Annotated in this window: 14 protein-coding genes and 2 pseudogenes; 15 read left to right on the forward strand and 1 reads right to left on the reverse strand. The window is 55.2% G+C overall.

What is annotated here, in order from left to right:
• Positions 1–19 precede the first annotated feature (19 nt).
• Positions 20–424 (forward strand): winged helix-turn-helix domain-containing protein, encoded by a 405-nt coding sequence (locus D1159_RS14090; RefSeq protein WP_161846294.1) that lies wholly within the window; start codon positions 20–22, stop codon positions 422–424.
• Positions 425–644: 220 nt separating this feature from the next.
• On the opposite strand, the gene D1159_RS14095 is transcribed toward D1159_RS14090, so the two are convergent.
• On the reverse strand, positions 645–998 hold the full coding sequence (locus D1159_RS14095) for a hypothetical protein (protein ID WP_161846295.1): 354 nt from the start codon (positions 996–998) through the stop codon (positions 645–647).
• Positions 999–1,075: 77 nt separating this feature from the next.
• On the opposite strand from D1159_RS14095, the gene D1159_RS14100 reads away from it, so the two are divergent.
• From D1159_RS14100 to D1159_RS14165, 14 genes and pseudogenes are all read left to right on the forward strand, one after another.
• Complete coding sequence (locus D1159_RS14100; RefSeq protein ID WP_161846296.1) at positions 1,076–1,471, forward strand: plasmid mobilization relaxosome protein MobC; 396 nt, start codon at positions 1,076–1,078, stop codon at positions 1,469–1,471.
• Positions 1,443–3,074 (forward strand): relaxase/mobilization nuclease domain-containing protein, encoded by a 1,632-nt coding sequence (locus tag D1159_RS14105; protein WP_161846297.1) that lies wholly within the window; start codon positions 1,443–1,445, stop codon positions 3,072–3,074. Before D1159_RS14100 ends, D1159_RS14105 begins: the two co-directional genes overlap by 29 nt.
• Positions 3,064–3,450 (forward strand): cysteine-rich VLP domain-containing protein, encoded by a 387-nt coding sequence (locus tag D1159_RS14110; protein ID WP_084677989.1) that lies wholly within the window; start codon positions 3,064–3,066, stop codon positions 3,448–3,450. Before D1159_RS14105 ends, D1159_RS14110 begins: the two co-directional genes overlap by 11 nt.
• Positions 3,451–3,562: 112 nt before the next feature.
• Positions 3,563–4,327, forward strand: a complete 765-nt coding sequence (locus D1159_RS14115; RefSeq protein ID WP_161846298.1) for a phage replisome organizer N-terminal domain-containing protein — start codon at positions 3,563–3,565, stop codon at positions 4,325–4,327.
• A gap of 63 nt (positions 4,328–4,390) precedes the next feature.
• Positions 4,391–5,245: an ATP-binding protein gene (locus D1159_RS14120; RefSeq protein ID WP_161846299.1), complete on the forward strand. Its 855-nt coding sequence runs from the start codon at positions 4,391–4,393 to the stop codon at positions 5,243–5,245.
• The gene (locus D1159_RS14125; RefSeq protein ID WP_103242784.1) at positions 5,242–5,439 is read left to right on the forward strand and encodes a transposon-encoded TnpW family protein; all 198 of its coding nucleotides are present in this window, start codon (positions 5,242–5,244) and stop codon (positions 5,437–5,439) included. Before D1159_RS14120 ends, D1159_RS14125 begins: the two co-directional genes overlap by 4 nt.
• 133 nt (positions 5,440–5,572) lie before the next feature.
• Positions 5,573–7,195, forward strand: coding sequence for a recombinase family protein (locus D1159_RS14130; RefSeq protein WP_161846300.1), 1,623 nt, complete (start codon positions 5,573–5,575; stop codon positions 7,193–7,195).
• 82 nt (positions 7,196–7,277) lie between these two features.
• Positions 7,278–7,370: pseudogene (locus D1159_RS14135) on the forward strand (Maff2 family protein); the annotation flags it as partial.
• Positions 7,371–7,373: 3 nt separating this feature from the next.
• The gene (locus D1159_RS14140) at positions 7,374–8,243 is read left to right on the forward strand and encodes a VirB6/TrbL-like conjugal transfer protein, CD1112 family (protein ID WP_161846301.1); all 870 of its coding nucleotides are present in this window, start codon (positions 7,374–7,376) and stop codon (positions 8,241–8,243) included.
• A gap of 34 nt (positions 8,244–8,277) precedes the next feature.
• Positions 8,278–8,676 carry a SpoVG family protein gene (locus tag D1159_RS14145; RefSeq protein WP_161846302.1) on the forward strand — a complete coding sequence of 133 codons (399 nt, stop codon included), beginning with the start codon at positions 8,278–8,280 and terminating at the stop codon, positions 8,674–8,676.
• A gap of 62 nt (positions 8,677–8,738) precedes the next feature.
• On the forward strand, positions 8,739–9,302 hold the full coding sequence (locus D1159_RS14150) for a DUF3849 domain-containing protein (RefSeq protein ID WP_161846303.1): 564 nt from the start codon (positions 8,739–8,741) through the stop codon (positions 9,300–9,302).
• A gap of 51 nt (positions 9,303–9,353) precedes the next feature.
• Positions 9,354–10,628, forward strand: a complete 1,275-nt coding sequence (locus D1159_RS14155) for a DNA cytosine methyltransferase (protein WP_347563701.1) — start codon at positions 9,354–9,356, stop codon at positions 10,626–10,628.
• Between the two features lie 2 nt (positions 10,629–10,630).
• A complete protein-coding gene (locus D1159_RS14160) occupies positions 10,631–11,050 on the forward strand; it encodes a PrgI family protein (RefSeq protein ID WP_161846304.1) in 420 nt (139 codons plus the stop codon).
• Positions 11,051–11,057: 7 nt separating this feature from the next.
• Positions 11,058–11,990, forward strand: a pseudogene (locus tag D1159_RS14165) (conjugal transfer protein TraE); the annotation flags it as partial.
• Positions 11,991–12,055 lie beyond the last annotated feature (65 nt).

Below are 12,055 nucleotides of genomic sequence, written 5' to 3' on the forward strand. Positions count from 1 at the left end.
ATTTGTCGCAAAAATAGTCATGCTTATATTTAACGACACAGAAGAAAAAGCGGTTGAGAAAGCCATAGCCGCCCTTGCCGATATGATACCGCTGGAAGCCATGCAGTCGCCCCACTCCCCCGCACTTACTTTTCCGGGATTGGAAATCAGATTACACCAACGCCGGGTACTGAAAGACGGGGCAGACATCTATCTCACCCGTTTGGAATATGGCGCACTCTGCTACCTTGCCGCCAGTCCGGGGCGGGTATTCACAAAAGCGCAAATCTTTGAATCCGTGTGGAGCATGGAAAGCGAAAGCTGCCAGTCAAGCGTTGCCAGCGTGATATGCAACTTGCGGAAAAAGATAGAGCCGGACAGTGGCAAGCCCACTTACATAAAGACCGTTTTAGGCGTGGGCTACAAGTTTGCTTCCGGGGAATGATAACAGAATAACCGCCGCCCATCAGCGGTAGCCAAAGACAGGAAATCAAGAAAAGGTTTCCTGTTTTTTTGCGCCCAAAACCAAGCCGGATTTTGCACCGCAGTAAAATAATTTAAAAACTTTCGGAAAACATTGCCAAAATTTCCTTTTTTCCCGTAGTAGGTAGTAAGGGGGAAAATAATTGCCGGAAAGTTTGGCATTTTTTGAAACCGTCCGTATATCACTGCAAAACGGAACTGATTCTTCCGTTTTTGTCAAATTCTGTTACGAAAACACGAAAAGAAATTCCGGGGAACTTTGCCAGATTTGCCTTGCCGTGCGTAGTAAGTAATAGAGGGAGAAATCCCGCCGCATAGCTGGCAGAATCCACGCCCCGCCCGCCGGAGGTATCAGCAAAAGCCCACACAGAGGAAGTCGTCACTTTCTTAGAGCAAGATTCTACCACAGTACCAAATTTCGCTAATCGCTCAATTTTGTCCTGCGGGAATCTTGTTGGGGTTGCCACCCCAAGCCCGCCTTTTTGCGGCTTGCGCCGCTTGAAAAATCCCCGAAAAAATATTTTCGGATTTTTCAAAAAACACTTCCGCTTTGCCCCCTGTTTTTCTCCTATTAGTGAAAGGGCAAAGCATAAAAAGAAAGGAGTTGAAGCCTATGAAAAGATACAACACGCCCCACCGCCGCTGGGTAATCAAGACACGCTTGACCGAGGAAGAATATGCAGAGTTTTCCGAGCGTGTCACCCTCTGCAAAATGAGCCAAGCCGAGTTTATCCGGCAAGCCCTCATTAAGTCAAGCATACGCCCGGTCATTACCGTTTCCCCGGTCAATGATGAATTACTCTCTGCCGTTGGGAAACTCACAGCCGAGTACGGGAAAATCGGCGGCAACTTGAACCAGATTGCCCGCTGTCTGAACGAGTACGGCGCACCCTATAACGCCCTCTCCCAAGAGGTACGAGCCGCCACAGCGGAGCTTGCCGCCTTGAAGTTTGAAGTCTTGCAGAAAGTAGGTGAAGCCGTTGGCAACATTCAAACATATCAGCTCTAAAAATGCCGATTACGGAGCTGCCGAGCAGTACCTAACTTTTGAGCATGACGAATTTACCATGAAGCCCACGCTAGATAAAAACGGGCAGATAGTTCCGAGGACAGGCTATCTCATTTCCTCTCTGAATTGCGGTGATGAAGATTTCGCCATAGCGTGTATGCGCTCCAATCTGAAATACGGCAAGAACCAAAAACGGGAGGACGTAAAGAGCCACCACTACATTATCAGTTTTGACCCCCGTGACACACAGGACAACGGTTTGACCGTAGACCGGGCGCAACAGTTAGGCGAGCAGTTTTGTAAAGAGCATTTCCCCGGACACCAAGCCCTTGTATGCACCCACCCGGACGGGCATAACCACAGCGGCAACATTCATGTGCATATCGTAATCAATTCATTGCGGATTGAGGAAGTGCCATTGCTGCCCTACATGGAAAGACCAGCCGACACAAGGGAGGGCTGCAAGCACCGCTGTACGGACGCAGCTATGGAGTATTTCAAAGCGGAAGTCATGGAGATGTGCCACCGGGAAAACCTCTATCAGATTGACTTGCTGAACGGGAGCAAGAACCGCATTACCGAGCGTGAGTATTGGGCGAAGCGGAAAGGACAAGCCGCACTGGATAAGGAGAACGCTTCCCAAGCCGCCACGGGAGAGCCGCCCAAACAGACCAAGTTTGAAACCGACAAGGAGAAGCTACGGCGCACAATCCGAGCCGCCCTGTCCTCTGCCGTTTCCTTTGAGGATTTTTCCGGGAAGCTGCTACAACAAGGCGTGACCGTCAAGGAGAGCAGGGGGAGATTATCGTATCTCACGCCGGACAGGACGAAGCCCATCACCGCCCGGAGATTAGGTGATGATTTTGACCGTGCCGCCGTACTGGAAACACTCACCCAAAACGCACAGAACGCCGCCAGAGCCGCCGAAAAGCCCCTACCCAGACAGGAATACCCCCGGAGCATAAAAGACCATTTACAGCGCAACAAAGCCGCCATAAACGCCCCGAAACAGGACAGCGTACAGCGCATGGTAGACATAGCCGCCAAGAAAGCCGAGGGCAAGGGGAAAGGCTATGAGAAATGGGCGACCTTGCACAACTTGAAGCAAATGGCGGCTACCGTGAGCGTTTATGAGGAATCCGGCTTTTCTTCCCCGGAAGAACTGGAAGCTGCCCTTGCCGCCGCCAATGCGGGCTTGCATGAAACCACCGGGAAACTGAAAGCCGTGGAAAGCACTTTACGGGAGAAAAAGGACTTGCAGAAACAGCTATTGGCGTATATCAAGACCAAGTCAGCCCGTGACGGGCTAAAAGCACAGAAAACAGAGAAAGCCCGTAAGAGCTACCGGGAGCAGCACGAAAGCGAGTTTATCATTTCCGAATCTGCCGCCCGGTATTTCAAGGCACAGGGAATCTCCAAGCTGCCAGCGTCCAAAGCCCTACAAACGGAGATTGAGCAGCTTACCAAAGAGAAAAACGCCCTTTATAACGAGTACCGGGAGAAGAAAGCAAGTGTCCGGGAATTGCAGACCGTGAAAAGCAATCTTGACAAGATATTACGCCGTGAGCCGGAACGGGGAAAGGGGCGGGAAAATGAACGGTAAACGCCCCTGCATGGACTACCCACAGTACAGAGCCGCCCGCCGCCTTGTACATGAGTGCTGCAACTACGATAACGGCAACTGTATCTTGCTGGATAACGGCGAGCCTTGCGTATGCGTCCAGAGTATCAGCTATTCGCTTATATGCCGCTGGTTCATTACCGCCGTTCTGCCGCTGGACGGGAAACTGGAAGCCGCCCTACTCCACCGGGCAGACAGGAAACGCTGTACCGAGTGCGGCGGCTATTTTCTCCCCAAGTCAAACCGGGGGAAATACTGCCCGGATTGCGCCGGACGCATGAAAAGAATCAGAGCTGCACAGCGCAAGCGGAAACAGAGGGATAAATGTCACGCTTTAGGATATTCCAAACCCCCGTAAATCAAGGCTTTTTTGACCGCCCTCAAAGGGTAGACGATAGTTATATCCTTTACCCCCGAAAACGGCGTTCTAAAGCGTAACAGAAGCCCAAAACAGACCAAAGGAGGAACGAATGGCAGACAACCGCAAATATTACTACCTAAAGCTGAAAGAGAGCTATTTTGACGAGGACGCTATCGTGCTGCTGGAAAGTATGCAGGACGGTATGCTCTACTCAAACATTCTCTTGAAGATGTACCTAAAATCGCTGAAAAACGGGGGAAAGCTCCAGCTTGCCGAGAATATCCCCTACACCGCACAGATGATAGCCACCATCACCCGCCAGCAAGTCGGCACAGTGGAGAGGGCTTTGCAGATTTTTATGAAACTGGGGCTTGTAGAACCCTTGCAGAACGGGGCTTTGTACATGAGCAACATAGAACTCTTAATCGGTCAGTCCTCTACCGAGGGGGAGAGGAAACGCCGTGCAAGGCTGGCTTTACAGGAACAGAAAGCCTTGCCGGAAGCCGTGGCGGACAAACGTCCACCAGACGGGGCGGACATTTGTCCACCAGAGATAGAGATAGAGAAAGAGATAGATATAGAGTTAGAGATAAAGAGAGAGGGAGAGCTAAAGAAAGGACAGACAGCCCCCGCCCCTTTTGGCAGATACAAAAACGTATTCTTGTCAGAAAAAGAGCTTGCGGAGCTGCAAGAGGAGCTTCCCGGCAAATGGGAGTATTACATAGACCGCTTATCCGGCTATATCGCTTCCAGCGGGAAGAAATACAAGAACCATGCCGCCACTATCCGGCGCTGGGCGGCTGATGACAGGGTAAAGGAGAAACCGAAAAAAGGAATCCCCGATTATTCCTACAAAGAGGGCGAAAGCCTTTGACCGCATAAATACAACGCCCCGTAAACAGGGCGTAAAAGACCATGAACAAGGAGGAACGATTTTATGAGTGATTATGATAACGCTATTTTCCGGCTTGCCACGGCACAGGAAGCAGAGCCGGAGGACTACACAGGGGAGGACGGGCTTTTATACTGCGGGAGCTGCCGCCAGCCCAAAGAAGCCTACTTCCCGGAGGGCAAGACCTTTTTCGGACGTGATCGCCACCCCAAAGAATGTGACTGCCAGCGGAAACGCCGGGAAACGCTGGAAGCCAGACACCGGGAATACAAGCACCGGGAGGAAGTGGAACGGCTGAAAAGAATCGGCTTTACCGACCCGGCTATGCGGGAATGGACGTTTGAGAACGACAACGGGAAATGCCCCCAAATGCACAAAGCCCATGCCTATGTGGAGTGTTGGGAGGAAATGAAAGCCGGGAATATCGGCTATCTGTTATGGGGCATGGTAGGCACAGGCAAAAGCTATTTTGCCGGGTGTATCGCCAATGCCCTTATGGAGAAAGAGGTTTCCGTGTGCATGACAAACTTTGCCTTGATACTCAACGACCTTGCCGCCAGCTACAAGGACAGGAACGAGTACATAGCCCGCCTTTGCAGCTTCCCTCTGCTTATCCTTGACGATTTCGGCATGGAGCGTGGCACGGAATATGGCTTAGAGCAAGTCTATAACGTGATTGACAGCCGATACCGCAGCCAAAAGCCGCTGATTGTCACCACAAATTTGACGCTGGAGGAATTGCAGAACCCGGAGGACACCGCCCACGCCCGCATTTATGACCGCCTTACAGAAATGTGTACCCCCGTCCGCATTACCGGGGAAAATTTCAGAAAAGCCAGAGCAAGGGAGAAAATGGAACGCCTTAAAAAGCTGCTGAACGGAAAGGAGATTTGCCTATGACCGACACGCCCAAGAAAAGCACCGCCACTACCGCCCGCCGCCCGGATTGCGTGACAGAAGTACGCAGAGGGAACACCGTCCTTGTGGTTTCCGGCTATTTCAAACAAGGCACTACCGCCACCGCCGCCGACAAGATGATGAAAGTGCTGGAAGCGGAAAGCGCAGCCGGAGGAACAGCCGCACACGCTATGTAATGCGATAATCCTTAATAAAATAATGTGATATTTTTCGACATAAAGTAGCAAAAAGGACTGTACAGCAAGCCCCGCCCTATGGTATAATAGACCTACGGAATAGTGGGGCTGGCTGTCGGAAATGGAGGAAACCATGACAAGACAGACAACCCAAAAACGCATTACCGCCCTATATCCGAGATTGTCGCACGAGGACACGCTTCAAGGCGAATCCAATTCCATAAGCAACCAGAAGCGAATCCTTGAAGCCTACGCCAAACAGAACGGCTTTTCCAACCTCAAATGGTACACGGACGACGGATTCTCCGGGGCAAATTTCCAAAGACCCGGCTTCCAGTCCATGCTTGCCGACATTGAAGCGGGGCTTGTGGGAACGGTTATCGTAAAGGATATGTCAAGGTTAGGGCGAAATTATTTACAAGTGGGAATGTACACAGAAATGATTTTCCCACAGAACGGCGTCCGCTTCATTGCAATCAATGACGGCGTAGACAGCGCACAGGGCGAGAATGATTTTGCGCCCTTGCGTAACATTTTTAACGAATGGCTGGTGAGAGATACGAGCAAGAAAATCCGGGCGGTAAAACGCTCAAAAGGCATGAGTGGGAAGCCCGTCACAAGCAAGCCCGTGTACGGCTACCTCATGGACGAGGACGAAAATTTCATCATTGACGAAGAAGCCGCCCCGGTAGTAAGGCAGATTTACAGCTTATGCCTTGCGGGGAATGGACCGACCAAGATAGCCCGTATGCTTACCGAGCAGGAAATCCCCACGCCGGGAACGCTGGAATACCGCCGGACGGGAAGCACACGCCGCTACCACCCCGGCTACGAGTGCAAGTGGGCGGCGAATACCGTGGTACATATCCTTGAAAACCGGGAATACACGGGCTGCCTTGTGAACTTCAAGACCACCACACAATCCTACAAGAGCAGCAAGATTATCTACAACAGCGAGGACAAACAGGCAATCTTTGAGAACCACCACGAACAGATAATCGACAGGGACACATGGGAACGGGTGCAGGAGCTACGCAAGCAGCGCAAACGCCCTAACCGCTATGATGAAGTGGGCTTGTTCTCCGGCATACTCTTTTGTGCCGACTGTGGCAGCGTCATGTACCAGCAGAGGTATCAGACCGAAAAACGGCGGCAGGACTGCTATATCTGCGGCAGCTACAAGAAGCGCACGGCAGACTGTACGGCGCACTTTATCCGCACCGACCTTTTAACCGCCGGAGTGACCGAGAACCTACGGAAAGTCACCAGCTACGCCGCCAGGCACGAAGCCCGGTTTATGAAGCTGTTGACCGACCAGACCGAGGACGGGAGCAAACGCCGCAACGCCGCAAAGAAGAAAGAGCTGGAAGCGGCAGAAAAAAGGATTGCGGAACTCTCCGCCATCTTCAAGCGGCTGTATGAGGACAGTGTGACCGGGCGCATATCGGACGAGCGTTTCACGGAACTTTCGGCAGACTACGAAGCCGAGCAAAAGGAACTGAAAGAGAAAGCCGCCGCTTTGCAGAGCGAACTTTCTAAAACGCTGGAAGCCACGGCAAACGCTGAAAAGTTTATGAAAGTGGTACGCAAGTACACCAGCTTTGAGGAACTCACCCCTACCCTGTTACGGGAGTTTGTGGAGAAAATCGTAATCCACGAATCGGAAGCCCTTGACGGGAAACGCCGGGGGAAGCTCCGCAGACAGGAAATCGAAATCTATTACTCTTTTGTCGGCAAGGTAGAATTGCCCGACTAAAGCCCGACCCGTCCGGCAGTCAGCCGGATAGGGAACGGCAAAATTTTTTACACTTCTTTTACTTCTTTATCTCACATGAGAAAAAAGCCAGGGCATGAAACAGCTCATGGCGGGCGGCGGTGTGGCCCTGATTGGGATACAGCTCATCCCCATGCTGGCGAATTTGTTCAGCTAAGCCATGCAGAACATCCTCAACACAATCGCGGACTGGTTCCGGGAGCTGCTGGAAGCGTGCATTATGGGCAACCTAGATGGACTGTTTGACCAGATCAACACGGAAGTGGGAACCATCGCGGCAAGTGTGGGGCAGACCCCGGCGGGCTGGAACGCCGGGGTCTTCTCCATGATCCGCAGTCTGAGTGAAACAGTAGTGGTGCCAATCGCAGGCATGGTGCTCACCTTTGTGCTGTGCTATGAGCTCATCAACATGATCATAGAGCGGAACAACCTCCATGATTTTGACAGCTTTACCATCTACAAGTGGATTTTCAAGACCTTTGTGGCGGTGTACCTGGTGTCCCACACCTTTGACATCACCATGGCCATATTTGAGCTGGGCCAGGTGATGGTGCGGCGGAGCGCCGGACTGATTACCGGCAGCACCAGCGTGGACTTCGCGCTGGCGCTGGGGGATGTGGAGGCTCAGCTGGGGGCCATGGGTACGGGGGAGCTGTTTGGGCTGATGATGGAGACCCTGCTGCTGCGAGTGACCATGCCCATTCTGTCCCTGTGCGTCATGCTGGTGCTGGTGGGCCGGATGGTGGAGATCTACATCTACTGCTCTGTGGGGGCCATCCCCTTCGCCACCATGACCAACCGGGAGTGGGGGCAGATGGGCAGCAACTATCTGCGCGGTCTTGTGGCCCTTGGGCTGCAAGGCTTCTTTATTATCGTCTGCGTGGCCATCTACGCGGTACTGGTGGGGCAGATCAACGGCGCGGCCAATCTCCACATCGCAATCTGGCAGTGTGTGGGCTATACGGTGCTGCTGTGCTTTTCGCTGTTTAAGACCGGAGCGGTCAGCAAGGCGATCTTCAACGCCCGCTGATCAATGGATAAATATAAGGAGGGATTCAGGCAACATGGAGGAACACAAGGCTTCCGGCGCGCCCGGCGCGGCGATTCCCAGTGTGAGCGTTAAAATCTATCCGGTGGAGCGAAAGGCGGGCTCCAAGCTGCTGGCCTTCGCCAGCGCCAGCCTGGGCGGCGTGTTCGCCGTCAACAATATCCGCATTTATGATACGGAGAAGGGCCCCTTCGCCGCCATGCCCAGTAGCAAGGGGAAGGACGGCAATTATCACGATATCTGCTGCCCCACGACGAAGGAGATGCGGGAGGCCCTGCACGGCGCTGTTTTGGGCGCGTATCATAAAGCCATGGAGCAGGAGCGCCCTTCTGTGCGTGGCGCAATCAAGGACGCGGCCAAAGAGCCGGCGGAGCGCCCGGCCCAGGCGCATAAGGCGGAGAAAGGGGCGCGGTGACGGCCACTTTGCCCCATAATGCAGGGGGATGAAAAACAATTATATTAAGGAAGGGATGTGCCATGGACCACACAGAATTGACCACTGGGCTTTACAACAAAATGGCGGCGGAGCTGCTGGCCCTGCGGAGCGCGGAGCACCAGCGGCCCCTCTACCGGCATGACGGCTCCTACGCCTGGGCCCACGGGGAGCTGGACCAGTACCGGGCCTGCCAAAGGGCCAACGCCGCCTGCGCACAGGCCATAGACGCGGCCATTCAGGCGGGTTTTGACGGGATGCACCTCAACGCGGATGTGAAGGGTGTTCTGGCGGAGTTCGGCCCGGAACGGGTGGCCTATGTGCTGGCCGCCACCATTCAGCGCAAGGACTGGGACGAACGTTTTTCCCGCAGCAATCAGGCATGGGCGGCGGCTGTCCCTATGTTTGTGGACGAGGACCGCCGCTTTGCCTTTGTGATTAACAGCCATTCCACGCTTCTGAACGGCTTTGTCTCCATGGCCCGGAAGGAGATGGACGCCATGCGGGAGCAGCTGGAGCAGAAACCATCCATCAAGGCTCAGCTTGCGGCAAAGCCGGTTTCCGGCGAGCCGCCCGCCGCGAAACCGAAGGATCGCGAGGTGAGATAAGCTATTTTCTGTGACAATACCAGTTTAACATTAGGATCACTGTTTGACGGCATAGGGGGCTTTCCCTATGCCGCTTCTTTTTATGACGTCCGCGCTCTGTGGGCCAGCGAGATTGTGCCGGATTGTGTATCCGTCACCCGGCGGCACTTCCCGGACATGGCCCACGCCGGGGACGTGACCCAGCTCCACGGCGGAAAACTCCCGCCTGTGGACATCGTGACATTCGGCAGCCCGTGTCAAGGGCTGTCACTGGCAGGCCAGCGCCGGGGGCTGGCGGACGAACGCAGCGGCCTTTTCATGGAGGCCATACGGATAATTGATGAAATGAGGGAGGCGACACATGGCGAATATCCACGGTTCGCGCTGTTCGAGAACGTCCCCGGCGCTCTGTCGTCCGCAGGAGGACGTGACTTTGCGGCTGTGCTGCAATCGTTCACAAAGACCCAAATTCCAATGCCTGATTCTGGACGGTGGGCAAACGCCGGGATGGTACGAGGCAGAGGCGTTGATCTCGCTTGGTGCGTGTACGACGCCCAATATTTCGGCACAGCACAGCGGCGCAGGCGCCTGTTTCTTGTCTGCGATTTTGCAGGACAATGTGCCGGAGAAATACTCTTTGTCCCCAAAAGCCTGCGCGGGTATTTTGAGGCGGGCGGAACGCCGCGGCAAGGACTTGCCGCCTTTGCTGAAAGCCGCCCTGATACAGCGGGCGGGGAAATCGCCGTTCTGAACGATCAGGGCGGGGCATCGCCGGCGGCGGAACGCTCCGGCCTCTCTCCCACCCTCCGCAGCCAGACCCACGGCAATCTGCCGGTCATCGCGGAACCCCTGTGCATGGGGACCGGTCAGGCCCACGCCGGTATTCTGGACAATCAATCTGTAACCCTGACCGCCGCCCATGAGCGGCCCGTTCTGATCCACCCGCAGATTGCGGGGACGCTGTGCGCCTCCGGGGCCGGACTTTCCCGGCCTGGCGGAATGGGGAGCGAGCCGGACCTGTGCGTAGCCAGCGCGGGCTTCCGTTATAAAGCCGGGAGCGGGGCGGGGAACGTGGGCTATCAGGCGGAGACCGCCCCCACGCTGATCGCGGAGCAGCCCAGCGGTATTGTCAGCGTTCTTCCGGATTGGGAATTGACCGTGCGGCGGCTGACCCCGCTGGAAACGGAGCGGCTGATGGGGTTCCCGGATTTTTGGACGCGGTGCGGCCATGACGGGAAGCCCGTCAGCGATACCAAACGCTATTCCATGTTAGGCAACTCCGTCGCGGTCCCCTGCGTGGCCTATATCATGCAGGGCGTCCGGGACGCGCTGAGAGAGGAGGCGTAATCATGCCCTATGTGCCGGTCCCCAAGGACCTGACGAAAGTAAAGACCAAGGTGGCCTTTAACCTTACCAAGCGCCAGCTCGTCTGCTTCGGCGCAGGCGGGCTGGTTGGCATTCCCGCCTATCTCCTCACCCGGGGCGGCATGGGGAACGAGGGCGCGGCGCTGCTGATGATCGGCCTGATGCTGCCCTTCTTTTTGTTCGGCATCTACGAAAAGGACGGCCAGCCCCTGGAGCAGGTGCTGGGCCACTTCATCCGGGCGCAGTTCCTCGCCCCCAAGGTCCGGCCCTACCAGACCGAGAATTTTTACAATGCCCTGGCGCAAATGAGCGGCCAGGAGAAGGAGGTTCACGCGATTGCAAACAAGGCAGGAAAAGCAGGCAAACAATCTGCAAGCGGCAAAACGGCGGCACGAAACGGATAAGGCTGGGCTGCGGGACGCCATCCGCCTGACCCCGGACGCCAGACTCACAGCCGCCCAGAAACGGCGGCTGGCCGCGTCCGTCCAAAAGGCCAGGCGGGAGGGCAGAATTCCCAAAACCGCCCAGCAGACCATCCCCTACCGGGAGATGGGCCGGGACGGCATCTGCGCGGTGTCGGAGCGGCTTTTCACCAAGCAGGTGCAGTTTTACGATATCAACTACCACTTGGCCCAAAACGAGGATAAAAACCTGATTTTCGAGCATTGGTGCGATTTTCTCAACTATTTTGACAGCTCCATCCGGGTCCAGTTCTCATTTCTGAACCAGCCCGCGGACCTGGAGGAGCAGCGCCGGTCCATCCGCATCCCCGATCAGGCGGACGCGTTCAACTCCATCCGGGAGGAGTACGCGGATATGCTCAAAAACCAGCTCGCCAAGGGCAACAGCGGCCTGAACAAGACCAAGTACCTCACCTTCGGCGTGGAGGCGGACAGTCTGAGGGAGGCCAAGCCCCGGCTGGAGCGCATCGAGGCGGACGTGCTGGCCGGTTTCAAAACTCTGGGCGTCCAGGCCCGCGCCCTCAACGGCTATGAGCGGCTGGCCGTCCTCCACAAGATGTTCCACCCGGCGGACGGCCAGAAGTTCCGCTTCGCCTGGGACGCCATCTGCAAGACCGGCCTGTCCAGCAAGGACTTTATCGCCCCGGATAGCTTTACCTTCAAAAATGGCCGGATGTTCCAGATTGGGCGGACTTACGGGGCCATGTCCTTTTTGCAGATTCTGGCCCCGGAGCTGACCGACCGGATGCTGGCGGATTTCCTCGACCTGGAGCACAGCATGGTGGTGACGCTGCACATCCAGTCCATCGACCAGAGCGCCGCCATTAAACGTGTAAAGCGGAAAATCACCGATTTGCAGAAAATGACCATTGAGGAAGTGCGCCCAGATAGGGCATTGTGTGAAGTAGCGTAAGGTACTACCCCGTAAGATAACACGGGAAACAATCT

Origin of the sequence: Pseudoflavonifractor sp. 524-17 (assembly GCF_009935845.1) — a bacterium.
GTDB lineage: Bacteria > Bacillota > Clostridia > Oscillospirales > Oscillospiraceae > Pseudoflavonifractor_A.